Raw genomic sequence first — 22,933 nt, forward strand, 5'->3', positions numbered from 1 at the left:
GATCACGCCATCTCCAGTTCGCGCGTCCGCTGACCTTCCGTCCGACTGACGACGTCGGCGGGAATGTAGTAGTCGCGATTGTAATTAAAGGTGTGGGCGATCGCCACGACGAAGATCGCCACGAAGCTGAGGATCGCCAGCCACCAGACGTACCAGACCATGGCGATGCCGAAGGTGAAGTTCAGCGCCGCCAGGATCGCGCCGGCCGCGGTGTTCTTGGGCATGTGGATCGGCCGGTAGCCCTTGAGCGGGCGGTCGAAGCCGCGGTTCTTCATGTCCCACCACGCGTCGGAATCGTGGACCACCGGCGTGAAGGCGAAGTTGTATTCCGGCGGCGGCGAGGAGGTGGACCATTCCAGCGTCCGGCCGCCCCACGGGTCGCCGCTGAGGTCGCGCAGCTTGTCGCGGTTCCGGATCGAGACCACGAACATGATGATCTGCGAGGCGATGCCGCAGGCGATGAGCGCCGCGCCGATGGCCGCGATCACGAACCAGATCTGCAGCGACGGGTCGTCGAAGTGCTGCATGCGCCGGGTCACGCCCATCAGGCCGAGCACGTAGAGCGGCATGAAGGCGACGTAGAACCCAGTCACCCAGAACACGAGGGCCATCTTCCCCCAGAACTCGTCGAGCTTGAAGCCGAAGGCCTTGGGGAACCAGAAGGTCACGCCGGCGAACATGCCGAACAGCACGCCGCCGATGATCACGTTGTGGAAGTGCGCGATCAGGAACAGCGAGTTGTGCAGGACGAAGTCCGCCGGGGGCACAGCGAGCAGGACGCCGGTCATGCCGCCGATCACGAAGGTGACGATGAACGCCACCACCCACAGCATCGGCACCTCGAACCGGATCCGGCCACGGTACATCGTGAACATCCAGTTGAAGATCTTCGCGCCCGTCGGGATCGAGATGATCATGGTCGTGATCCCGAAGAACGAGTTCACGTCCGCGCCCGAGCCCATCGTGAAGAAGTGGTGCAGCCACACGAGGTAGGCGAGGATGGTGATCACCACCAGCGCGTAGACCATCGAGGTGTAGCCGAACAGGCGCTTGCCGCAGAAGGTCGAGGTGATCTCCGAGAACACGCCGAACGCCGGCAGGATCAGGATGTAGACCTCCGGGTGACCCCAGATCCAGATCAGGTTGAAGTACAGCATGGCGTTGCCGCCGAGGTCGTTCGTGAAGAAGTGCGTGCCGACGTAGCGGTCGAGCGACAGCATCGCGAGAACGGCCGTGAGGATCGGGAAGGCGGCCACGATCAGGATGTTGGTGCACAGCGACGACCAGACGAAGATCGGCAGCTTCATCATGGTCATGCCGGGCGCCCGCATCTTCACGATGGTGGCGATCAGGTTGATCCCTGAGAGCAGCGTCCCGATGCCGGCGATCTGCAGGGCCCAGATGTAGTAGTCGACGCCGACGCCGGGACTCATCGCCGCCCCCGAGAGGGGCGGGTAGGCCAGCCAGGTGGCGCGGGAGAACTCGCCGACGAAGAGCGAGACCATCACCAGCATGCCGCCGGCGACCGTCATCCAGAAACTGAAATTGTTCAGGAACGGGAAGGCGACGTCGCGGGCGCCGATCTGCAGCGGCACGGCGAAGTTCATGAGCCCCGTGACGAACGGCATCGCCACGAAGAAGATCATGATCATGCCGTGGGCGGTGAAGATCTGGTCGTAGTGGTGCGGCGGCAGGAAGCCCTGCTGGTCGCCGAACGCGACCGCCTGCTGCGAGCGCATCAGGATCGCGTCGGCGAAGCCGCGCAGCAGCATGATGCCCGCGAAGATGCAGTACATGATGCCGATCTTCTTGTGGTCGATCGACGTGATCCAGTCACGCCACATCGGCCCCCAGAAGCGGTAGTAGGTGATGACGCCGAGCACGGTGAGGCCGACGACGGCCACGCCGGCGAACGTCCCCTGCAGGATCGGCTCGTGATAGGGGATCTGCTCGATCGTGAATCGCCCGACGAGCAGCTGCTGTAGGTCCAGGTTTGCGAACATGGGATCGGCCCGTTCAGTGGGTTCGACGGCGACCGCCGGTTGTGTGTGTGGAGTCCGCTGTCAGCACGCGCGGCCTCACTGGTTCAGCTGCTTCGGGGCGATCTGGATGCCCCCGCTCCGACCCCCGCCGGAGCCCTGGCCCGTGGCGTCGGGCGGCGTCGTCTGGCCCCGGACGTCCGGGTTGCCCATGTCGGGTCGCGGCTGCATGCCCTGTGGCTGCGTCTGGCCGTGCGGCGCCGTTCCGGAGGCCGGCGCCGTCGCGCCCGGCCCCTCGACGCCGCGCTCGGCGAGCCGGTTATCGTACCGGAGACGCGCGTAATTCTCCGCGGCCTCCGCGCCGGTGGCGCCGCCCTGCGCGTCGATCTTCGCCATCTCGCCGACGCACATCTGGTCGGGCCGGGGGCACATGCCGATGATCCGGTCGTACAGGCCCTTCATGTAGGACTTGTAGAACCGCGCCGGCTCGGCCTCGCTCGGCTCCTCCAGCTTCAGGTAGGCCTCCTGGGTCAGCTCGCCGCCCTCGGCCTTGGCCTTGGCGATCCACTGGTCGAACTTGTCGGTGGTCAGGCCATGGAACTTGAAGAACATGTTGGAGAAGCCGGCGCCGCTGTAATGCGCCGAGCGGCCCTCGTAGGCGCCCTCGCGGTTGATCACCGCGTGGAGCTGGGTCTGCATGCCCGGCATCGCGTAGACCATGCCGGCCAGCGTGGGCACGTAGAACGTGTTCATCACGTCGGTGGCGGTGATCTTGAACCGGATCGGCCGGTCCACCGGCGCGGCCAGCTCGTTGACCGTGGCGATCCCGTATTGCGGGTAGAGGAACAGCCACTTCCAATCCATGGCCACGGCCTCGACCTCGAGCGGCACCGTCCCGGCCGGGACGTCGCGCTTCGGGTCGATCTTGCTGAGCGGCCGGAACGGATCGAGGGTGTGGGTCCCGATCCACGTGAGGGCGCCCAGGGCGATGATGATCATCAGCGGCGCCGTCCAGATCAGCACCTCGAGCTGCGTCGAGTGGTGCCATTCGGGATCGTAGACCGCGTCCTGGTTGCTGGCGCGGTAGCGCCACGCGAAGATCAGCGTGAAGGCGATCACCGGGACGATGATCAAGAGCATCAGCCCGGTCGCCGCCAGCACGAGGTTGCGCTGCTGCTCGGCGACGTAGCCGGCCGGGTGCAGGACCACGAAGTTGCAGCCGCCGAGCAGGGTCAGGAGCGGCAGGGCGAGGAGCGGCAGGAGGCGCCGAGCGCGACCGCCTCGGCGGGTCGCGGTGTCGGTCCTGTCCGGTCGATGGATCGTGGATGTCACAGCACGCGTCTCGTCATCCCAGGCCGCTGCCGCGGCACTTCTGCCATGCCGCTGCCGCGGCGCTTCTGCCGTACCGCGCGAGGCGGCGTTCCAGTCAGCTCACGGGCGGGCCGGGCGGCCTGCGCCGCCGGCCGCCGACTCACATCTGGCGCAGTTCCGACCGGTCGGTGAACAGGGCCACGAGGCTGCAGACCGCGCCGGAGAGGAGGTAGACGCCGATCATCGCCAGGCCGTAGCGCTGCGACAGGAACAGGGCCACCAGGGGCGCGAAACCGGCCCCGATCAGCCACGCGAAGTCGGAGGTCAGCGCCGCGCCGGTGTAGCGGTAGCGGTTGCCAAGGCGGGCGCTCACCGCTCCCGCGGTCTGGCCGTAGGCGAGGCCGAGCAGCATGAAGCCGATCGTGACGTAGATGGTCTGGCCGATGGCGCTCTCGCCGAACAGGAGCGGCGCGATGATGCTGCCGACGGCGAAGAAGCCGATCAGCGAGCTGCTCATGATCAGGCAGTTGCGGCGGCCGATCTGGTCGGCGATCAGCCCCGAGGCCGCCACCGCGCCGGCGCACACGATCGCGCCGGAGAACTGCACGATCAGGAACTCGCCCGGCGAGCGGGTCGTGCTGTTCAGCGCGAGCCACGCGATCGGGAAGATCGTCACGAGGTGGAACAGCGCGAAGGCGGCGAGCGGCACGAAGGCGCCGCGGACCACGTCGCCGGCGTGGTGGCGGAACAGCTCCAGGGCCGGGACCGGGCGCAGCCGGTCGAGGTCCATCATCCGGGCGAACTCGTCGGTGGCGACGAGGCGCAGCCGGGCGAACAGCGCGACCACGTTGATGGTGAAGGCGCAGTAGAACGGGAAGCGCCAGCCCCAGTCGATGAAATCGGCCTCGTCGAGATTGACGATGAAGAACGCGAACAGGGCGCTCGCCACCATGAAGCCCAAAGGCGCGCCGAGCTGCGGGATCATCGCGTACCAGCCGCGGCGCTCCCGCGGGGCGTTCATGGCGAGCAGCGAGGCGAGGCCGTCCCAGGCGCCGCCGAGGGCGAGGCCCTGCAGGATCCGCAGGCCGGCCAGGATGTAGACCGCCGAGATGCCGATGCTGTCATAGCGCGGCAGGAAGCTCACCGCCGCCGTCGACCCGCCGAGCAGGAACAGGGCCGTGGTCAGCTTGACGCTGCGGCCGTGGCGCCGGTCGATCGCCATGAACAGCACGGTGCCGAGCGGCCGGGCGATGAAGGCGAGGGCGAAGATCGAGAAGGCGTAGAGGGTGCCCTTCAGCGGGTCGACGAAGGGGAAATACACCTTCGGGAAGACCAGCACGCAGGCGATGCCGAACACGAAGAAGTCGAAGTATTCGGACGCGCGTCCGATCACCACGCCGATGGCGATCTCGTTGGGATGGACCTTGTGGTCTCCCATCGCCTGCTGGGCGTCGCGCTCCAGGCCCGCGACCGTAGGGGTGTTCGCACTCATCTCTGATTGTCGCCCTCGCCGCGCGCCCGTGGGGACGCCTTGGCCGGAACTGCCTCTTGCGGCATGTCCAGAGGTACCGCAACCGGCTCCGGACGCAAGTTTACCCACTGACGCATGCATAGCACCGCGCGGTCGCGACCACCGGTGTCGCCACGGGGCGAGGACCGCTCACACGCGGTAATGGGCGGAATTCCGTGACAGGTTGATGTTGTAATAGGGGTCGGCACGCAGCTCCGGGCCCCAGCGGTCGAGCATGGTCAGCACCTCGCCCTCGAAGCGCTTCTGCTTCTCCGGCGTGTCCTCGGCCCCGCGGCTCTTCGACTCGTGATGAATCAATTTCGCGAAGGGCGTCCAGACGATCCGGTAGCCGGCCCGGCCGATCTTCAGGCAGAGGTCGACGTCGTTGAAGGCGACCTTCAGGGCCTGCGCGTCGAAGCCGCCGACCTCCGCGAACACGTCCGCCCGCATGGCCAGGCACGCGCCGGTGACCGCCGAGACCTCGTGGGCGATGACCATGCGGCAGAAATAGCCCGGATCCGCGTCCGCGACGCCGAGATGGCTGTGGCCGGCCACGCCCCCGATCCCGAGGACGATGCCGCCGTGCTGGATCGTGTGGTCCGGGTAGAGGAGCTTGGCCCCGACGGCCCCGATCTCCGGCCGCACGGCGTGGCGGACCAGCTCGGCCAGCCAGCCGGGCTCGAGCACCTCGATGTCGTTGTTGAGGAACAGGAGCACCGCGCCGGTGGCCGCGGCGGCGCCGCGATTCGACAGATCCGAGAAATTGAACGCCCCCGGCACCGGCACGACGCGCACCCGCGGATCGTCCCGGTAGCGGGCGAACAGGGCGGCGGTCTCGGGCTCGCGGCTGTCGTTGTCGACGATGATCACCTCGATGTCGGGGTAGTCGGTCGCGCCGAGCAGCCCGTCGAGGGTCACCGACAGGATCTCGGCCCGGTCGCGGGTCGGGATGATCGCGGAGACCCGCGGCGGCGACGCCGGCAGCGGCCGGACCAGGCGGTTGAAGCCGCCGGGACCGCGCTCCGCGCGGCCGCCCCAGGGCGCCACCACCTCCTCCAGGGCGCGCAGGCGCGCGGCCTCCGCCCGGGCGAGCGCCCGGTCCGAGAAGGTGCCGGACCCTTGGGCGGCGCGCCAGTGATAGAGCACCCGCGGGATGTGGCGGATGCGGGCGGGGTCGAGCCCGTCGGTCAGCCGCAGCAGCAGGTCGTGGTCCTGACTGCCCTCGAAGCCGGGGCGCAGGCCGCCGACGGCGCGCAGCGCCTCGGTGCGCACGACCGTGAGGTGGTTGATGTAGTTCTGGGCGTAGAGCAGCTCGCGGTCGAAGCAGGACTTGAAGTGCGGGTCGAATCGCCGGCCGCGCCCGTCGATCTTGTCCTCGTCGCTGTAGATCAGCACGAGGCCCGGGTCGCGGCGCAGCGCCCGGGCGACCTCGTAGAGGGCGTCCTCGGTGAGCGCGTCGTCGTGGTCCATGAAGGCGCAGACCGCGCCCCGGGCCATGCCCAGCGCGTCGTTGGTCGCCCGGGCGATGTGGCCGTTCTCCGTCCGGGCGAGGACGCGGATGCGCGGGTCGGCCTCGGCCGCCCGGCTCAGGATCCGCGGGATCTCGGGGCGCGTGGAGGCGTCGTCGACGGCGCACAGCTCCCAGTGGGGGTAGAGCTGCGCCCGCAGCGAGGCCAGGGCGGCGCGCAGCACCTTCGGGTCCGGATCGTGGACCGGCATCAGCACGGAGATCAGGGGCGGATCGGTCCAGGCGGCGATCTCGGCGGCGATCCCGTCCCGCTCCGCGCGGCGCAGGGTGTGGGTCCCGAGCCAGGCCTCGTAGCCGCTCACGCGCCGGTGGCGCAGCGCCCGGCCGAGGAAGCCCCGCGCGCGCACCTTCTTGCCGAGGATCCGCCAGGTGAAGGCCTGCACGGTCAGGCCGGGATCGCGCAGGAGCCCGCGGGCGGCCAGGACCGGCCGGGCGAGGCGGCGCACGGCGATCCGGCGCAGCCGGACCGGGACGCGCCCGGCCGGGTCGGCGACGCGCAGCTCGACGACGTCCTCGGGCAGGCAGCCGATCCACGCGAAGGCGCCGCCGCCCCGGGCCTCCTGCGGCAGCAGCGTGCCCGCCCGTCCGTCGGGACCGACGAAGCTGATGTCGGGGAGGGTGTCGCGGGCCTCGGCCGGGTCGTTGGACAGGATGATCTCGACCCAGCGGCCCGCGAGATCCGGCAGCGCGACGCGCAACCCGTCGGAGCCCGCCCGCGCCGGGAGGGCGCGCCGCTTGCCCCAGAGTCCCGTGACCTGCGCCGTCGGGAGGCGGAATTCGGGCACCGCCGGCCCGGTCGAACGCACCATCAACTCCAGCTCTTGTCGACCGAGGCCTTCACGGCATCCGACATGGCCACGTCGAACACGATCATGTCCTCGACCGCCTTGACGCTCTTCAGGCGCTCGGCCAGCGCCAGCGTCTCGGCCGGCACCGGCGGCAGCGCCGGGATCGGCGCGCCGATCCCGAGGCGGTCGAACAGCGTCGACGCGAAGGCGGGGAACCGGGTCTTGTGGCCGACGATCCCGACCCGGGCGAGAATCTCGATCGCCGCGATCGAGTTGCCCGGATGCAGCCGGTCGTCCGGCATGCGGGTCCCGAGCTGGCGGGTCAGGGGGTTGTAGAGCAGCCGGTAGGCGGGCTCGGGCAGCATCCGGAAGAAGCGCTTGAGGCTCTTCACGTCGGAGAAGTCGTACCCGTCCGCGAAGGCGGCGGCCTCGGCCAGCGGCCCCAGGCGCCAGCTGCGCGCCGGATCGGCCGCATCCGCGGCCCGGGCCTTCAGCCAGCGCATCCGGGCCGCCATCTCGATCTGCGGTTCCTGGAGCAGGATGGCCGTGACCATCAGGTCCGGCGTCATGAAGTTCTCGTAGCGCGGGATGGTCACGGCGCCCGACAGGAAGGCCGACGGGGCGGCCGGGCCGGCCAGGACGCAGCTCAGGATCTCGTCCGGCAGCTTGTGGATGCCGAAGTAGCAGTGCTGGAAATACGGGAAGAGCGCCGTCTGGAGGACGGTCTCGGGCTCGATGCCGGTGTTGATCAGCATGGTCCGCAGCCGGATCTGACCCTCGACCGGCATGCGGCGGTAGACCAGCACGTTGGTGTCGGCATCGTAGAGTTCGAGCCGCGGGATCTCGGACAGGCCCGGCACCTCGGCCTCGCTGACCACGAAGGTGCATTGCCCGGTGGCGTGCCAGCCGTTGCGCTTGAACGCCTCGTCGATGACGCTGGCCGGGACCTCGGCCACGCGTCGGCCGTCGATCGCGACCACGACCCGGCTGATGGCGAGGGGATTGTCCGGCACGATCCAGCCGCGGATCGAGTCGCCCTGATCGTGGTCGATGAAGTAGCGCATGTCCTGAAGCGTGAGGCGGCGGCATGCCGGCGCCGAGTGTCCGCCATGTGTCGCGGCGCGGCCGGATGCCGAGCGGCAGGGCCATAGCGCATTTTCCCGTCGGCGTGCACCATGGCGCGTTCGGCCCGGAGACGGATCCCGGCGGGTTGCCCCCGCCGGCTCGTTCTCCCCGTCTCTAAGCCATTGACGCAGAATGCGCTATCCGCGCGCGGCGCGGGGCGATCGGGTCGGCGCGCGCCGCGGCCGGACCATTGAGGGACACGATCGATCGGCCTGGTCACGCAGGTTCCGCTTGCGCCCTCGCCGGGCAGCCGCTATAGGCCCCGCCCACCGGAGCCCGAACGGCGCCGGCCCGGACGCGCAGCTCGGCGGGAGAGCACTACCTTGACACGGTAGTCGGCACTCTCATAAGTTACTGAGCAGTCTGGACTATTTCGATGGCTTGCAGGTTCGTCGAACCTGATCGCGGTCGATACGGAGACGTAGCACAGCGGTAGTGCATTCCCTTGACATGGGAAAGGTCACAGGTTCGATCCCTGTCGTCTCCACCATTCGACGCCGTGACTCCCGGCCCGTCTCCAGATTGAACGCCCCAGACTGACGTCACGGCAGGATCGCCCACCGAGAGGGGTTCTCCGAACCCGTCGCGGCCTCCGGCATCGCGCCTGCCCGCTCCTCCCTCACGGCGTCGCTCGTGCCTCCTCTCGCGTGGCGAGACGGCGAGGCTCGAGCAGAACCGATGCCCGACCCGGCGGCGGGACCGGGATCCTACGGGATCGCGGCGCGGGCGAGGGCCGCGCGGCGCAGCCGACAGGCGGCCTCCGTGACACGGCGCGAGCGGCCCCGTCCCGCGTCCGGCCGCGCGCGGTCGCAGGTCTTCGCGACCGCGTCCAGCACGGCCGAGGCCGCCGCCATGAGGGCCAGCGTCGTCGCCGAACCGACCGAGACCAGGAAGAAGATCGTTGCGATGACTTGCGGAGCGGTCATGACGCACCTCCTCGGGTGCTTCGCGGTGATGCGGGAGACTTATGGCCGGTGCGGCGGGAACAGCGTGCGGCCGAGCACGGGCCGCGTCGCGTCGGGCGCACCGCCCGCGGGCTCCGGACGGGGGGAGAACCTCAGCTCGATCGTCCGGCCCTCGCGCGCGACGACCTCGCAGGCCTGGTTCAGCAGCAGGGCGATCGAGACGAGCCGGACGGCCTGCGGTGGCACCGCCTCCGGCTGGACCTCGATCCGCGCCCCGGATGTCCTGAGCTCCCAGATCAGGCAGTCACAGCATTCCTGCGGGTGCCCGAAGAAGATCTGTCCGGTCTTGAAGGCCGGCCTCCAGGCCTCTTCCATGCGGTTCCCGGCCATCGCGATCTCCTGCAGAACAACCATTTCAGCCCGTACCGATGAGCTGAATACGCGGTCATTCCGGGCGCGAATTCCGTATCAAACAGCACATCCGGCGAGCGCGCCGGCAATCCTGCCGCCGGCTTCGATCCGGCGATCCGGGGCCCGGCGCGAGGCCCGCCCTGCCGTGGCCGCCGCGCGCGGATCGGCCGCCGTCATTAATTGTCCAATACCTGATCGCCCGTCGTTTAATCCTTCGTTAACCATTCTAAACAGCTTAGTCGGATCAGAATCGCGTACACAGGGAGCAGGGGATCCGTGAGCGAGCTGCAGAGGCTTCTGAGCGATCCTCGGTTCCGGCCCGCGGACAAGGCCAAGCGCGGCGCCGCGTCCGAACCCGACCTCGGCAATGTCCTGCGCGCCGTCGCGTCGCTGCACGCGCGGGCCGAGTCCCCGACACCGCCGGCCGCGCCGCGGGACTGGGACGCGCTGATCCACCGGGTGCAGACCGCCGCCCGCCAAGCGCGCGTGATCGAGGCCCAGGCGCGCGAGCGGGAGGCGCGGATCGAGCAGGTGCTGGATCAGGTCCGCGAGGAGGTCCACGCCTCCAACGAGCGCGCCCGGATGGCCGAGATGCAGGCGCGCGAGGCCCAGCTGCGCGCCGAGGCGCAGGTCGTCGCCGCCGAGGAGCGCGCCAAGGCGGCGGAGGCCCGCGCCCGCGCCGCCGAGGATCGGGCCCGGCAGGCCGAGGACTGGCTGGACCGTGTCCAACAGGCGATCCTGTCCGAGTTCTCGGACCTCACCGAGCAGGCCGCGGCATGAGTGCCGCCCGCGCGTGGGCCGAGCCGACGGCGCCCCATCCCCTGTCCGACCCGGCCCTGCCGCGCGACGGCCACGCCGACCCGATCGACCGGGTCGTGGCGCTGTTCTCCGGCGCCGCGGCCGCATCCCCCGCGCCCGCCTCCCCGGCGGCCGAGGACGACTGGTCGACCTCCCTGACCGCCGTGCGCGGCGCCGCGGCGCGGGTCCGCGCCCTGCAGGCGAGCGCCCGCGACTCCGTCCGGGAGGCTCAGAGTTCCGTGCGGGCGGCCGAGACGGCGCTCCGCGCGGCCGAGGAGCGGGCCCGCCACGCCGAGGCGCTCCTGCAGGCGGCGCTCGCCCGGGCCGAGCGGGCCGAGGCGCAGGCCCGTGCGTCGGACGAGCGGGCCGAACGGGCGGAGGCCCAGCGGGCCGAGGCGCGGGCGTGGCTGCGCCGGATGCACGAGTGCATGGTCAACGAGTTCGGCGCCCTGTCCGGAGCGGCGGATCAGCCCTGAGCCGGCGCGCACCGGCCCCGGTCACCCGGACATCCGGCCGGGATCGCGCGGACCCGCGATGCGTCGGCCTCGGCCGAGCGTCCGACGCCACCATGACGCGCGATGGCCGCCGCGACGCGGGCCGGCCGCGCAGATCTCCTCCGGGGTCCCGCAATTACGAGCACTCGCCTTAAGTCGTCGAAAACAATTCTCAGGATATGGAATTCTGATCTCGTCGCCTCGACACCGTCCGCCTGGCAGGATCGCCGTGACCCTCAGCCTCGTCCTCAGCACGTCCCTTCCGCTCCTCACCGGGGCGGTGGCCCTGCTGTGGGCGGGCTTCGTCGCTCCGGAGCGGGAGGAGCGTCCGGACGTGCCCGGCGCCCGCGACCTGCGCACGTGGTGAGCGCCGGATCCCGGTTCCGGCCGTGAGGCGCCCGCCGCCGAACCGGCCCTCCGGAGGCGGAGAGACCCCGAGAGGCCCCGCGCCCCGTCCCGGGCCGCTTCCGGGGACGGCACCCGGCGCGCTATGACGCGCCGGACGCCCTCGCGGCGAGGGCCGGCTCACGGAGGCTTCCCATGGATCTCGGCTTGAGCGGACGCCGGGCGCTCGTCTGCGCGGCGAGCAAGGGACTGGGCAAGGGCTGCGCCCTGGCGCTCGCCCGGGAGGGCGTCGCGGTGACGATCACGGCCCGCACCGCGGAGACGCTGGAGCGGACCGCGGACGAGATCCGCGCCGCGACGGGCGTCACCGTCACCGCCGTCGCGGGCGACATCGCCACCGAGGCCGGCCGGGCCGCCGCGCTCGCCGCCTGCCCCGAGCCCGACATCCTGGTCAACAATGCCGGCGGCCCGCCCCCCGGCGATTTCCGCGAGTGGGACCGCGACGCCTGGATCCGGGCGCTCGACGCCAACATGCTGGCGCCGATCGCGCTCATCAAGGCGACGGTCGACGGGATGATCGACCGCGGGTTCGGCCGGATCGTCAACATCACCTCCGGCGCCGTGAAGGCGCCGATCGAGCATCTCGGCCTGTCGAACGGCGCCCGCTCGGGGCTGACGGGCTTCGTGGCCGGCCTGGCGCGCAAGACCGTGCGGCACGGCGTGACGATCAACAACCTGCTGCCCGGCCCCTTCGACACCGACCGGATCCGCGGCAACGCCGCCGCGGGGGCCGCCAAGGCCGGCACCTCCGTGGAGGCGTTCCTGGAGGCGCGGGCCCGCGACAACCCCGCCGGCCGCTTCGGCCACCCCGACGAGTTCGGCGCCGCCTGCGCGTTCCTGTGCAGCCAGCAGGCGGGCTTCATCACCGGGCAGAACCTGCTGATGGATGGCGGCGCCTATCCCGGCACGTTCTGACGCGGACCGGCCCGACCGGCCCTCCGCTTGCAGGGCCGGATCAGATCATGCGGTGAGGACCATGAGCGTACGCGAGACCCTCGAGGCCCGGCTGGCCCGGATCGCCGCGGGGGACCCGGCGGTCTTCACCCGCCTCTACCCGGAGCAGGCCCGCGCGGCGGCGGACGCCGCCGATGCGCGCCGCCGGGACGGGATCTCCCTCGGCCCCCTCGACGGCGCGATGGTCTCGATCAAGGACCTGTTCGACGTGGCGGGCGAGACGACGCGCGCCGGCTCGGTCCTCTTGGCCGACGCGGCGCCGGCGCGGTCCGACGCCCCGGTGGTCGCCCGCCTGCGCCGCGCCGGCGCGGTGATCCTGGGCAAGACCAACATGTCCGAGTTCGCCTTCTCGGGGCTCGGCCTCAACCCGCATTACGGCACCCCCGGCAACGCCGCCGATCCGGCGCGCATCCCGGGGGGCTCGTCCTCCGGCGCCGGGGTCTCGGTGGGGCAGGGGACGAGCGACATCGCGATCGGGTCCGACACGGGCGGCTCCGTTCGGATCCCGGCCTCGCTGAACGGCGTCGTCGGCTTCAAGCCGACCGCAAGCCGCGTGCCGCTGGAGGGGGCGTTCCCGCTGTCCTACGCCCTCGATTCCCTGGGGCCGCTCGCCCGGACGGTCGCGGATTGCGCGGCCGCCGACGCCGTGATGGCGGGCGAGGAGCCCGCACCGCTGGAGGCGCTCGCCGTCGCCGGCCTGCGCATCGGCGTGCCGCGGGGCCTGCTGTTCACCGAGACGGAGGCGCCGGTCGCCGAGGCCTTCGAGCGGGTGCTGTCCCGCCTGTCCCGGGCCGGCGCCCGGATCGCCGATCACCCGATCGACGACCACCTCGCCGCCATGGACGCGGCGCTCCCGGACGGCTCCCTCGCGGCGATCGAGGCCGCGGCGATCCACGCCGACTGGCTGGACAGCGCGGCCGGCCGCTACGACCCGCGGGTGCATCGCCGCATCGTGGCCGGCCGGAATGCGACGGCCGCGGGCTACATCCGGACGATGCGCCGGCGGGCCGCGCTGATCGCCGCCTTCGACCGGCACCTCGCCCCGCTCGACGTGCTGGCGCTCCCGGCGACCGCCGCGACGGCGCCGCTCACCGCCCCGCTGGCGGCGGACGACGCGGCCTTCCTGGCGGCCAATCGCCTGATGCTGCGCAACACCGCCTTCGGCAACTTCTTCGATCTCACCGGCCTGTCCCTGCCGATGCCGGGCCTGCCCCGGCCGGCGGGCCTGATGCTGCTGGCCCGGCACGGACAGGACCGCCGGCTCCTGGCGATCGGGGCCGGGATCGAGGCCGCGCTGGCGGGGTGAGCGCCCCGCGTGGCCCGGGCCCGCTCAGCGGATCTGGCGGGACAGTGCCACGCCGAGGCGCTCCGCGCCGATCTTCGGCTGGCCGCCGGCCACGAAGACGACGAGATCCTTGCCCGGATTGACGACGACCACGCTGTTGAAGCCGTCGGTCCCCCCGACCTTCAGGAAGACCGGCCGCTGGCCCGCGTCCGGGTCGCCGATCTCCTCGATCCAGGCCATGCCCTGCCGGAAGGTCTGTCCCTCCGGCTGGTAGAGCGGCGTCATCGCCTCGCGCAGCGCCCGGGTGAGCGCTGGCGGCACGGGCGCGCCGTTCACCGCCTCGTGCCCGAGCGCCGCCTCGCCGAAGGCGAGCATGTCGGTGGCGGTCGAGCGGAGCGCTCCCGCGGCGTACCACGCGAAGACCGGCCAGGGCATGACCGGCTGGCCCTCCATCCCGTAGCCCTGCGCGAGACGCGCGCGGTCGGCCGGCTTCACGGTGACCGCCGTGCTGGTCATCCCGAGCGGCCCGGTGATCCGCTCGTGCAAGAGGCTCTCCCACGGCGCGCCGAGACGTTCGGAGAGAACGTAGCCGAGCAGGCCGATGCCGGCATTCGAGTACCGGTAGGGGGCGGGCAGGGCGCAGCCGCCCGCCTCGGATCCCTCCGGGCTCCAGCGCGACACCCAGGCCAGGAACGCTTCCGGCGGGTAGGTCCGGACGCTGCGCTCCGCCAGGGCACGCGGCAGGTCGCCCGGCAGCGTCGGCATCCCCGAGGTGAAGTCGGCGAGCTGCAGCGGCGTGATCTGGGCCGTGCAGGGCCGGAGCCGCAGGTTCGGCAACAGCTCCTGCAGCGGCGTGTCGGGACGCAGGCGGCCCGCATCGACGGCCTCGGCGAACAGTGCGGTCGTGAACACCTTGGTGATCGAGCCGATCTCCACGATCGTGTCGGACCGGTAGGGCGCGCCGCCGGCCCCGTTGAACCCGAAGTAGCTGCGCCGCCCCCGGTGGCTCACGCCCACGATCAGGCCCGGGATCGCCCCGCGCGCGACCCAGGCGCCGGCCAAGCGCTCGACGACCGGCCGCAGCGCGTCCACCTCCGCGCCGGCCGCGAGGTCGGCCGGGCGCCCGGCCCCCTCACCGAAGCCGTCCTGCGCGCCGCCGGGACCGGCGGCGAGCGCGAGGACGAGGGCGGCGAGGCCGGCCGTCACGATGGGTCGAGACCGTCCGCCGGCCCGACGATCCGTGCTGTTCATGGTCCTCCTCCCGATCCGTCACCGGCGCGCCGGGTGCGTCAGATTGGAACGGATGCATTGACGAACACTGAATACAGAACGGAAATCGCGCGGCTCATAAATGATGATGCGTAGTTGATACAGGTATTGACTGAGTGCGGGCCATTGACATTAATCTTGGCTCGCAAGCAGCATGATGCACGATCCGGACGCGGACAGCGTGCCGGTCGCGGGAGGATCACGCCGTGCATTTCATGCGGATGATGGGGCTCGTGGCCCTTGTGTTGAGCGGCCTGGGCCTGGCGGGCCCGGCGTCGGCGGCCCCGCTCTCACCGGCGCCGCTGGCCGGCGACGCGAGCGGGCTGACCCGGGTCGGCTACTGGTGCGGGCCCGGATTCCACCTCAACCCGTGGGGCCGGTGCGTCCCGAACGCCCGCCGGTTCTACGGCCCAGGCCCGGCCTTCTACGGAGCCCGCTACTACGGAGGCCGGCGCTTCTACCGGACCTACAACTATCGCTGGCACCGCAATTACCGCTGGCATCGCAACTATCGCTGGCACCGCAACTATCATTGGCATCGCAGCTACCACTGGCGTCGCCGCTGACGAACGCGCCGGCGGCGCTCCTGACGGTCTCGCCCGGAGCGCCGCCGGCCCCACATACCGCTTCCCAGATCCGCGGCCGGCCGGACAGCGGCCACCGCGGCGCCGTATTCGGAGACCTGTGACGATGCGCCTCCCGCTGATTGCCTTCGCGACCGCGATTGCCCTGACCACGGGGGCGGCGGCGCAATCCGTGCCGGAGCCACCCATCCAGAGCCCGCAGGACGCCGCCTGCCGCGAGCAGGCGCGGGCCCAGATCTTCAGCTACCCCAACCCGAACAACCTCAGCCTCTACGACCTCGGTTCGCAGATCTGGCACCTGTGCATGGCGTCCTATCACGGCCGCGGCCCCAACCCCGGCCGCACGGAGCAGCGCTTCTAGGCAGCGCTTCCAGGCAGCGCTTCCAGGACGGCCCCGGGCCGCGGTCGCGGCCGCCGGGACGGCCCCTCGAGACAGCTCAGCGGAACCGATCATGACGAGCAAGCTCCGCGGCACCGGGCAGCACGGCCACGCACCGCCCGTCGCGCCCGATGCGGGCCGGCGCGCGTTCCTCGGGGCCGCGGCGCTCGGCGTGGCGCTGTCGACGGGCGCGCGCCCCGCGTCGGCGACCACCGCCGCGCCGGCCACGGCCGCGGACGAGACCTTCATGCGGGCGGCCATCGCCGAGGCGCGCCGCGCCGACTTCCCGTTCGGCGCCGTCATCGTCGCGGAGGGCGAGATCCGCGCCCGGGGCCTGAATCTCGGGAAGCAGCAGCGCGATCCCACGGCGCACGGCGAGATGGTGGCGATCCGCCGCTTCCTCGCGGAGCACGGGCCGGAGGCGCTGCGGGGGACGACCCTCTACACGTCCGGCGAACCCTGCGCGATGTGCATGGGCGCGATCGTCTGGTGCGGGATCTCGCGCGTCGTCTTCGCCGCCTCGCTGCAGCAGCTCGCCACGAAGATCGACCAGATCATGATCACCTGCACGGAGGTCGCGGACCGGTCGCCGTTCCGCCCGATCGCGATCACGGGCGGCGTCCTGGCGGAGGAGGCGCTCGCGCTCTTTCCGCCCGGCGACCGCCCGTCCAAGTAAGGGACTGGAAGACGGCTCGGGCAACCGCCCGCGCGGCCCGGCAATCCGGTGGGACGCGGCCGTCGCTCCCCCGGAGGTCCCGCCGCATCCCACCGGATTGCCGGGCCGCCCGCCCTGGTGCACCCTGCCGGCGATTCCCGGACCTCGCCCCGAGCCCCCGCCTCGGGCGCCCGGGGATCGCGGGACCGCCTGCGCCGGGCGGCGATCCCGGAGGGCCGACAGGGCCGACCGGCAGGGAGCCGTCGCATGAGCGCAGCCACACCGTCGACCGTCGCGGACCGGGATACGGACCCCGCCGATCGCGCCGCGATCCGCGCGATGCGCGTCGACCTCGCGGCCGCCTACCGGCTGATCCATCGGCTGGGCCTCGACGACAGCATCTACACCCACATCTCGGCGCGGCTGCCGGGCGCCGGGCACCGGTTCCTGATCAACCCCTACGGGATGCGCTTCGAGGAGGTGTCGCCGGAGAACCTCGTCACCGTCGACATCGACGGGAAGGTGCTCGAGGATCCGATGGGGCTCGGCATCAACCCGGCCGGGTTCACGATCCACAGCGCCATCCACGCCGCGCGCCATGACGCGATCTGCGTGCTGCACACCCACACGGTCGCGGGCGTGGCGGTCTCCTGCCAGGAGGAGGGGCTCCTGCCCCTGAACCAGTGGTCGATGCAGTTCACGGGGCGCGTCGCCTACCACGCCTACGAGGGCATCGCCCTCGACCTCGACGAGCGGGAGCGGCTGGTGGCCGATCTCGGCGACAAGCCCGTGATGGTGCTGCGCAATCACGGCCTGCTGACCTGCGGCCGCACAGTCGGCGAGGCGTTCCGGCTGATGCACAACCTGGAGCGCTCGTGCCGGGCGCAGCTGGCGATCCAGGCGGCGGGCGCGCCGGTGATCCGGCCCTCCTCCGCCATCGCCACCAAGACCGCCGGGCAGTACGCCGCCGGCTACGACCGCGTCGTGGTCCAGGGGGCGCCCGACAACGAGTGGGCGGCGTTCAAGCGGATGCTGGCGCGGACGGATCCGGATTTCTTCGCGAACGGCTGAGGGCGGCACGGCCGCCGGCTGAGCCGTTCGGTCGATGCGCCGCTCTCCGTGATCGCGAGCGCGGCGAAGCGACCCAGGGCAGCGCGACGTCCGACCTCGTCACGCCGACCGGACTGCTTCGCTCCACCCGCAACGACGGCGGTGCCGCGATCGGCGACGGCGTGAGACGTCGAGCGAGCGTCTCCCGCTCAGCAGGAGCGAGACGCCGCAGCACGCACCTCACCCGTCTGCCCAGGCCCCGCTCGACCGGTAGGTCTGCTTGAGGAACGCGATGAAGGCCCGGGTCTTGGCGGGCACGAAGGCCCGGCTCGGGTAGACCGCGAAGATGCCGGCCGAGGCCGCCGCCGCGTAGGCCGGCAGCACCACCTCCAGCAGGCCGTCGCGCAGCTCCGCGTGCACGTCCCAGGTGGAGCGCAGCGCGATCCCGAGGCCGCCGATCACGGCCTCGCGCACCACCTCGTTGGAATGGGTGCGCAGCGGCCCCGAGGCGCCGACCGTGCAGGGGCCCTCCGGCCCGACCAGCCGCCAGGGATTCTGGTTCTCGGTGGCGAGGCAGACATGGCCGCGCAGGTCGTCGAGGCTCCGCGGCCGCCCGGCCGCGTCGAGGTAGCTCGGCCGCGCGCAGAGGACCCGCTGCACCGGCGCGAGGCGCACCGCCGTCAGCCCGGAACTCTCCAGCGCGCCGACCCGGATCGCGAGGTCGTAGCCGCGCTCGACGATCGACTCGAAATCGTCGCTCAGCTCCAAGTTGAGCACGATGCCGGGATGGAGGGCGAAGAAGGCCCGCAGGTGCGGGACGATGTGCAGGCGCCCGAAGGAGCTCGGCGCCGTGACCCGGAGCGTCCCCCGCGCCCGCGTCGCCGTCTGCGACACGAGGCTCTCGGCCTCCGCGATGGCGTCGACGATCGGGGCGATCCGCTCGAAGAAGGCCGCCCCGACATCCGTGGGCGCCACCCGCCGCGTGGTGCGATGCAGCAGGCGCACGGCGAGCCGTTCCTCCAGCCGCTTCAGCCGCTTCGACACCACCGCGACCGACAGGCCGAGCTCCGACCCGGCCTGGGTGAGGCTGCCGGTGCGGACCACCCGGGCGAAGATCTCCAGGTCGCTCTGGTCGTGCATTGTCAACGCTGCGGAAAAAATCAAATCCCTTTTGCCGCCTTTCTCGCGGATGCCAAGCGATCTATCGAGAGGACATCAAAAATTTTTCACGGCGCGTTCGATTTTTTCTGACGCGCGTCGCCACGCATCCCCGAGGATCGCCATGTCGAAGCTCGTCGTCGCCGAGGATCTCCGCACCTTCGTCTCCGAGGAAGCGCTGCCCGGGACCGGCCTCTCGGCCGACCAGTTCTGGTCAGGCTTCGCCGCGATCGTCCGCGATCTCGCACCGCACAACCGGACGCTGCTCGACCGGCGCGACGGCCTCCAGGCCGACATCGATTCCTGGCACCGCGACCATCGCGGAGCGCCGCACGACCCGGCGGCCTACGCGGCCTACCTGACGCGGATCGGCTACCTGCAGCCGGAGCCCGAGACCGTGCGGGTGACCACCGAGAACGTGGACGCGGAGATCGCCGCCATCGCCGGGCCGCAGCTCGTGGTGCCGATCTCCAACGCCCGCTACGCCCTGAACGCCGCCAATGCCCGCTGGGGCAGCCTCTACGACGCTCTCTACGGCACTGACGCGATCCCGCAGGACGGCGAGCTCGCGCCCGGCGCCGGGTTCAACCCGGCCCGCGGCGCCGCGGTGGTGGCCAGGACCAAGGCGTTCCTCGACGCGACCGCGCCGCTGAGCGTCGGCTCCTGGGCGGATGCCGTGAGCTTCTCGGTGACGGACGGCCGCCTGGCCGCCGATCTCGGCGCCGGCCGCAGCGCCGGCCTGACCGGATCGTCCGCCTTCGCGGGCTACACCGGCGACGCCGCGGCGCCGACCGCGCTCCTGCTGCGCCACAACGGCCTGCACATCGAGGTCGTCATCGACCGCGCGAGCCCGATCGGCCGCACCGACCCGGCCGGCATCGCCGACGTGGTGCTGGAGGCCGCCCTCTCGACCATCATGGACATGGAGGATTCGGTGGCGGCCGTGGACTCGGCCGACAAGGTCGCGGTCTACCGGAGCTGGCTCGGCCTGATGCGCGGTGATCTGACCGCCACCCTGTCCAAGGGCGGCCGCACGGTCGAGCGGCGGCTCGCCGAGGACCGGACCTTCACGGCCCCCGACGGCGGGCGCCTGACCCTGCCGGGACGGTCGCTGATGCTGGTCCGGCATGTCGGCCACCACATGTACACCGACGCCGTGACCCTCGACGGCGCCGAGATCCCGGAGACGATCCTCGACGCGGCCGTCACCGCGCTGATCGCCCTGCACGACCTGAAGGGCACCGGTCCGCTCCGCAACAGCCGGACCGGCTCGGTCTACATGGTCAAGCCCAAGCTGCACGGTCCCGACGAGGTCGCCTTCGCGGTGGCGCTGTTCGGGCGGGTCGAGGCGCTGGTCGGCCTCGCGCCGCGGACGCTCAAGATCGGCGTCATGGACGAGGAGCGGCGCACGACGCTCAACCTCAAGGCGGCGATCGCCGCGGCGTCGGACCGGCTGTTCTTCATCAACACCGGCTTCCTCGACCGGACCGGCGACGAGATCCACACCTCGCTGGAAGCGGGTCCGGTGGTCCGCAAGGATGCCATGAAGGCGACCGCCTGGATCCAGGCCTACGAGGACGGCAACGTCGATGCCGGCCTCGCCTGCGGCCTGCCCGGCCACGCGCAGATCGGCAAGGGCATGTGGGCCGCCCCCGACCGGATGGCGGCGATGCTCGACGCCAAGGGCGCCCACCCGGAGGCGGGCGCCAACACCGCCTGGGTGCCGTCGCCGACCGCCGCGACGCTCCACGCGCTCCACTACCATCAGGTGGATGTCCGCGCCCGCCAGGCGGCGCTCGCCGGCCGGGCGCCCGCGACCCGCGCCGCCATGCTGACCCTGCCCCTCGCCGAGGGCGCGTTCGCGCCGGAGGCGGTGCGGGAGGAGCTCGACAACAATTGCCAGGGGATCCTGGGCTACGTGGTCCGCTGGGTCGACCAGGGCGTCGGCTGCTCCAAGGTGCCGGACATCCACGAGGTCGGGCTGATGGAGGACCGCGCCACCCTGCGGATCTCCAGCCAGCACATCGCCAACTGGCTGCGCCACGGGATCGTGGACCGCGACGAGGTCGCCGCGGCCCTGCGGCGCATGGCCGAGGTCGTCGATCGCCAGAACGCCGGCGACCGGGCCTACCGGCCGATGGCCCCGGGCTTCGACGGGCCGGCCTTCCGCGCCGCCGAGGCCCTGGTCTTCGAGGGCGCCGGCCAGCCGAACGGCTACACCGAGTTCGTGCTGCACCGGTTCCGCCGGGAGGCGAAGCGGCTGGACGCCCGCGTTCGGGCGGCCTGAGGCCGCTCCCGGATCCCGGACGCGCAGCGCCCCGAGACCGCCCCAAGACTGCCCCAAGACCGCGCCCCGGGCCCGCCGACGGCCTGTGCGGCCTGAAACGCCGCGCCGCGGATCTGCCAGGGTCCGCGGCCTCTGCCGGTCGGGACGGGCCGACCGGTCAACGCCGCTGCCACGCCTCGGCCCGCCGCGCCGGTCAGCGGCGCTTGCGCGTCATCACGTAGACCAGCAGGTTCGCCACCGCCCGGTAGAATTCCGCCGGGATCGCCTGGTTGACCTCGACATGGTCGTACATCGCCCGGGTGAGCGCCTTGTCGACGACGACCTCGATCCGGTGCTTCTCGGCGATCTCGCGGATGCGGAGGGCGATCAGGTCCGCGCCCTTGGCCAGAACCGTCGGGGCGTCGTTCTCGCTCTGGTCGTAGCGCAGCGCGATCGCGTAGTGCGTCGGGTTCGCCAGGATCATGGTGGCGCGGGGCACCGCCGCCATCATCTGCTTGCGCAGCCGGTCCTGCGCCAGCGAGCGCATCTTCGCCTTCACGAGCGGGTCGCCCTCGAGCTGCTTGAACTCGTCCTTCACCTCCTGCCGCGACATCCGCAGGTCGCGCTGCCAGCGCACGCGGGTCCAGACCAGGTCGCCGGCGACCAGCGCGATCGTCGCGACGCTCACGGCCGAGACGAGGCGCACCGACAGGGTCAGCAGGAATTCGGGCAACCCGACTGGATCCACGAACATGACATTGACGATCTCGTGGCGATCCGCGTGCAGGACCATGTAGGACATGCCGCCGATCGCGAAGAACTTGAACAGATTTTTCCCGAACTCGACGAACCCCTGCAGACTGAAGAGCCGATTCCAGCCGGAGACGGGGGAGATGCGGGACCATTTCGGCTGGATCCGATCGAACACCACGCGCGGCGCGTTCTGGAAGATCGAGGCGGCGATGCCGGCCACGAGCAGGATGACCAGGACCGGCAGCAGGAAGCGGCCCGTCTCCAGGGCGAGGGCGTGGACGAGGCGCATCGCGTCGTGGCTCGTCTCCACGCTGAAGTTGCGCGGCTGCTCCAAGATCAGCGCGAGCCTCTGCACCAGCGGCAGCCCCTGATCCCGCGCCACGAAGACCAGGAAGATCAGCAGTCCCAGGATGGAGGCGAAGACGGGCGCTTCCCGCGAGAACGGCGTGTTTCCTTCCGCGATCGCGTCGCTGATCTTCTTCTCGCTCGCCGCCTCGGTCTTGCTCTCCCTGTCCTCAGACATCGCGGCGCCCCGAACTCGCGCCGACGGCACCGCGCCGGTCGGCCCGGCGGGACGCGTCCGCCGGAGCGGCGCCCCGGAGCCGTCCCCGACCGGGGACGGTGCTAGCGGAAGTAGGTCTCATCCGAGTCGGCCGGAGTGAGTTCGATCTCGCCGCGCGACGCCATCTCGAGCGCCTGGTCGGTGATCGCGCGGCGCGCGTCGAGCACGTCCCGCTGGGCGGCGGGCTCGCCTCCCTCCAGCTCGTGCTCGACGAGGCGCCGGGCGCGGGCGGTCAGCGCGCTGAGCACGACGTTCCGCAACGGCCCGTTCGTGCCCTTCAGGGCGAGGATGACCTTCTCGTGCGGGACCTGATCGAAGAGCGTCGTCCGCGCCCGCGGCGTCATGTGGATGATGTCGTCGAAGGTGAAGAGCAGGCTCTTCAGGATCTCGGCCGATTTCGGGCGAGTCTGCGTGAGGTTGTCCAGGACCTCCTCCATGCTCTGGCGCTCCATCTTGTTGACGATGTCGGCCATGCGCGAGTGGGTATCCGCCGCGGCATTGCGCGCCAGGTTGATCATGAAATCCTCGTGGATGGTCTGCTCGATCATCTTCATGGTCGCGTCGACGATCGGCTTGAACGTCAGCATCCGCCGCATGACGCCGTTGCGCAGCGGCGCCGGCAACTGCGCCATCACTTTGGCGGCGCAGGCCGGCTTGACCTTGGACAGCACGAGCGCCGCGGTCTGAGGATGCTCCTTGATCAGGTAGCCCGCCAGGGCGGTCTCGGACCCGTTGGAGATGCGGTCCCAGATCGAGCGGCGTAC

Annotated in this window: 20 protein-coding genes, 1 tRNA gene and 1 pseudogene; 11 read left to right on the top strand and 11 right to left on the bottom strand. The window is 71.3% G+C overall.

Going from position 1 to position 22,933, the window contains the following annotated elements; genetic code table 11:
- Positions 1-2 precede the first annotated feature (2 nt).
- The 5 genes from cyoB to ACLBYG_RS13165 form a co-directional block, all read right to left on the bottom strand.
- Positions 3-2,003, bottom strand: a complete 2,001-nt coding sequence (cyoB, locus tag ACLBYG_RS13145; protein ID WP_447681740.1) for a cytochrome o ubiquinol oxidase subunit I — start codon at positions 2,001-2,003, stop codon at positions 3-5.
- Positions 2,004-2,078: 75 nt separating this feature from the next.
- Positions 2,079-3,311, bottom strand: coding sequence for a ubiquinol oxidase subunit II (cyoA, locus tag ACLBYG_RS13150; RefSeq protein ID WP_042670818.1), 1,233 nt, complete (start codon positions 3,309-3,311; stop codon positions 2,079-2,081).
- Positions 3,312-3,450: 139 nt separating this feature from the next.
- Positions 3,451-4,782: an MFS transporter gene (locus tag ACLBYG_RS13155; protein WP_020093237.1), complete on the bottom strand. Its 1,332-nt coding sequence runs from the start codon at positions 4,780-4,782 to the stop codon at positions 3,451-3,453.
- Positions 4,783-4,950: 168 nt separating this feature from the next.
- Complete coding sequence (locus ACLBYG_RS13160; RefSeq protein ID WP_447681741.1) at positions 4,951-7,137, bottom strand: glycosyltransferase family 2 protein; 2,187 nt, start codon at positions 7,135-7,137, stop codon at positions 4,951-4,953.
- Complete coding sequence (locus ACLBYG_RS13165; RefSeq protein ID WP_447681742.1) at positions 7,137-8,180, bottom strand: hypothetical protein; 1,044 nt, start codon at positions 8,178-8,180, stop codon at positions 7,137-7,139. Before ACLBYG_RS13165 ends, ACLBYG_RS13160 begins: the two co-directional genes overlap by 1 nt.
- Before the next feature lie 476 nt (positions 8,181-8,656).
- On the opposite strand from ACLBYG_RS13165, the gene ACLBYG_RS13170 reads away from it, so the two are divergent.
- Positions 8,657-8,731 (top strand) — tRNA-Val (locus tag ACLBYG_RS13170).
- A gap of 217 nt (positions 8,732-8,948) precedes the next feature.
- On the opposite strand, the gene ACLBYG_RS13175 is transcribed toward ACLBYG_RS13170, so the two are convergent.
- Entirely contained in the window at positions 8,949-9,167 is a 219-nt protein-coding gene (locus ACLBYG_RS13175) for a hypothetical protein (RefSeq protein WP_447681743.1), read from the bottom strand.
- Between the two features lie 39 nt (positions 9,168-9,206).
- Positions 9,207-9,536: a hypothetical protein gene (locus ACLBYG_RS13180; protein ID WP_020093241.1), complete on the bottom strand. Its 330-nt coding sequence runs from the start codon at positions 9,534-9,536 to the stop codon at positions 9,207-9,209.
- Positions 9,537-9,833: 297 nt separating this feature from the next.
- Between ACLBYG_RS13180 and ACLBYG_RS13185 the strand changes: the two genes are divergently transcribed.
- The 5 genes from ACLBYG_RS13185 (at position 9,834) to ACLBYG_RS13205 (ending at position 13,514) form a co-directional block, all read left to right on the top strand.
- Entirely contained in the window at positions 9,834-10,337 is a 504-nt protein-coding gene (locus ACLBYG_RS13185; RefSeq protein ID WP_020093242.1) for a hypothetical protein, read from the top strand.
- The gene (locus ACLBYG_RS13190) at positions 10,334-10,831 is read left to right on the top strand and encodes a hypothetical protein (protein WP_056523291.1); all 498 of its coding nucleotides are present in this window, start codon (positions 10,334-10,336) and stop codon (positions 10,829-10,831) included. Before ACLBYG_RS13185 ends, ACLBYG_RS13190 begins: the two co-directional genes overlap by 4 nt.
- 247 nt (positions 10,832-11,078) lie before the next feature.
- Positions 11,079-11,216: a hypothetical protein gene (locus ACLBYG_RS13195; protein WP_020093244.1), complete on the top strand. Its 138-nt coding sequence runs from the start codon at positions 11,079-11,081 to the stop codon at positions 11,214-11,216.
- 173 nt (positions 11,217-11,389) lie between these two features.
- Complete coding sequence (locus tag ACLBYG_RS13200; protein ID WP_020093245.1) at positions 11,390-12,169, top strand: SDR family oxidoreductase; 780 nt, start codon at positions 11,390-11,392, stop codon at positions 12,167-12,169.
- A gap of 61 nt (positions 12,170-12,230) precedes the next feature.
- Positions 12,231-13,514, top strand: a complete 1,284-nt coding sequence (locus ACLBYG_RS13205) for an amidase (protein WP_020093246.1) — start codon at positions 12,231-12,233, stop codon at positions 13,512-13,514.
- A 24-nt stretch (positions 13,515-13,538) separates the two neighbouring features.
- On the opposite strand, the gene ACLBYG_RS13210 is transcribed toward ACLBYG_RS13205, so the two are convergent.
- Positions 13,539-14,744 (bottom strand): serine hydrolase, encoded by a 1,206-nt coding sequence (locus ACLBYG_RS13210; RefSeq protein WP_132367632.1) that lies wholly within the window; start codon positions 14,742-14,744, stop codon positions 13,539-13,541.
- Between the two features lie 233 nt (positions 14,745-14,977).
- Between ACLBYG_RS13210 and ACLBYG_RS13215 the strand changes: the two genes are divergently transcribed.
- The 4 genes from ACLBYG_RS13215 (at position 14,978) to ACLBYG_RS13230 (ending at position 17,451) form a co-directional block, all read left to right on the top strand.
- Positions 14,978-15,328: a GCG_CRPN prefix-to-repeats domain-containing protein gene (locus ACLBYG_RS13215; RefSeq protein WP_234082999.1), complete on the top strand. Its 351-nt coding sequence runs from the start codon at positions 14,978-14,980 to the stop codon at positions 15,326-15,328.
- Between the two features lie 124 nt (positions 15,329-15,452).
- The gene (locus ACLBYG_RS13220; protein ID WP_020093249.1) at positions 15,453-15,707 is read left to right on the top strand and encodes a hypothetical protein; all 255 of its coding nucleotides are present in this window, start codon (positions 15,453-15,455) and stop codon (positions 15,705-15,707) included.
- Between the two features lie 91 nt (positions 15,708-15,798).
- A complete protein-coding gene (locus ACLBYG_RS13225; RefSeq protein ID WP_020093250.1) occupies positions 15,799-16,401 on the top strand; it encodes a nucleoside deaminase in 603 nt (200 codons plus the stop codon).
- Positions 16,402-16,647: 246 nt separating this feature from the next.
- Positions 16,648-17,451, top strand: coding sequence for a class II aldolase/adducin family protein (locus ACLBYG_RS13230; RefSeq protein ID WP_091978273.1), 804 nt, complete (start codon positions 16,648-16,650; stop codon positions 17,449-17,451).
- 219 nt (positions 17,452-17,670) lie between these two features.
- Here the strand turns inward: ACLBYG_RS13230 and ACLBYG_RS13235 are convergent, their stop codons facing one another.
- Positions 17,671-18,570, bottom strand: coding sequence for a LysR family transcriptional regulator (locus ACLBYG_RS13235; protein ID WP_042670683.1), 900 nt, complete (start codon positions 18,568-18,570; stop codon positions 17,671-17,673).
- Between the two features lie 142 nt (positions 18,571-18,712).
- On the opposite strand from ACLBYG_RS13235, the gene ACLBYG_RS13240 reads away from it, so the two are divergent.
- Positions 18,713-20,875: a malate synthase G gene (locus tag ACLBYG_RS13240; protein ID WP_447681744.1), complete on the top strand. Its 2,163-nt coding sequence runs from the start codon at positions 18,713-18,715 to the stop codon at positions 20,873-20,875.
- A gap of 193 nt (positions 20,876-21,068) precedes the next feature.
- On the opposite strand, the gene flhB is transcribed toward ACLBYG_RS13240, so the two are convergent.
- Together flhB and ACLBYG_RS13250 are read right to left on the bottom strand one after the other, a co-directional pair.
- Entirely contained in the window at positions 21,069-22,130 is a 1,062-nt protein-coding gene (gene flhB / locus ACLBYG_RS13245; RefSeq protein ID WP_447681745.1) for a flagellar biosynthesis protein FlhB, read from the bottom strand.
- A 101-nt stretch (positions 22,131-22,231) separates the two neighbouring features.
- Positions 22,232-22,927, bottom strand: a pseudogene (locus ACLBYG_RS13250) (flagellar motor switch protein FliG); the annotation flags it as partial.
- Positions 22,928-22,933: the final 6 nt, after the last annotated feature.

Source organism: Methylobacterium sp. D53M (assembly GCF_053345625.1).

What these genes read in the sequence shown, in the direction of transcription:
- ACLBYG_RS13155 (WP_020093237.1), bottom strand. Translation starts at nt 4,782, where the DNA reads ATGAGTGCGAACACCCCTACGGTCGCGGGCCTGGAGCGCGACGCCCAG.
- ACLBYG_RS13215 (WP_234082999.1), top strand. Translation starts at nt 14,978, where the DNA reads ATGCGGATGATGGGGCTCGTGGCCCTTGTGTTGAGCGGCCTGGGCCTG.
- ACLBYG_RS13165 (WP_447681742.1), bottom strand. Translation starts at nt 8,180, where the DNA reads ATGCGCTACTTCATCGACCACGATCAGGGCGACTCGATCCGCGGCTGG.
- ACLBYG_RS13230 (WP_091978273.1), top strand. Translation starts at nt 16,648, where the DNA reads ATGAGCGCAGCCACACCGTCGACCGTCGCGGACCGGGATACGGACCCC.
- ACLBYG_RS13210 (WP_132367632.1), bottom strand. Translation starts at nt 14,744, where the DNA reads ATGAACAGCACGGATCGTCGGGCCGGCGGACGGTCTCGACCCATCGTG.
- ACLBYG_RS13190 (WP_056523291.1), top strand. Translation starts at nt 10,334, where the DNA reads ATGAGTGCCGCCCGCGCGTGGGCCGAGCCGACGGCGCCCCATCCCCTG.
- cyoB (WP_447681740.1), bottom strand. Translation starts at nt 2,003, where the DNA reads ATGTTCGCAAACCTGGACCTACAGCAGCTGCTCGTCGGGCGATTCACG.
- ACLBYG_RS13205 (WP_020093246.1), top strand. Translation starts at nt 12,231, where the DNA reads ATGAGCGTACGCGAGACCCTCGAGGCCCGGCTGGCCCGGATCGCCGCG.
- ACLBYG_RS13175 (WP_447681743.1), bottom strand. Translation starts at nt 9,167, where the DNA reads ATGACCGCTCCGCAAGTCATCGCAACGATCTTCTTCCTGGTCTCGGTC.
- ACLBYG_RS13225 (WP_020093250.1), top strand. Translation starts at nt 15,799, where the DNA reads ATGACGAGCAAGCTCCGCGGCACCGGGCAGCACGGCCACGCACCGCCC.
- ACLBYG_RS13160 (WP_447681741.1), bottom strand. Translation starts at nt 7,137, where the DNA reads ATGGTGCGTTCGACCGGGCCGGCGGTGCCCGAATTCCGCCTCCCGACG.
- ACLBYG_RS13200 (WP_020093245.1), top strand. Translation starts at nt 11,390, where the DNA reads ATGGATCTCGGCTTGAGCGGACGCCGGGCGCTCGTCTGCGCGGCGAGC.
- ACLBYG_RS13240 (WP_447681744.1), top strand. Translation starts at nt 18,713, where the DNA reads ATGTCGAAGCTCGTCGTCGCCGAGGATCTCCGCACCTTCGTCTCCGAG.
- ACLBYG_RS13180 (WP_020093241.1), bottom strand. Translation starts at nt 9,536, where the DNA reads ATGGCCGGGAACCGCATGGAAGAGGCCTGGAGGCCGGCCTTCAAGACC.
- ACLBYG_RS13220 (WP_020093249.1), top strand. Translation starts at nt 15,453, where the DNA reads ATGCGCCTCCCGCTGATTGCCTTCGCGACCGCGATTGCCCTGACCACG.
- ACLBYG_RS13235 (WP_042670683.1), bottom strand. Translation starts at nt 18,570, where the DNA reads ATGCACGACCAGAGCGACCTGGAGATCTTCGCCCGGGTGGTCCGCACC.
- flhB (WP_447681745.1), bottom strand. Translation starts at nt 22,130, where the DNA reads ATGTCTGAGGACAGGGAGAGCAAGACCGAGGCGGCGAGCGAGAAGAAG.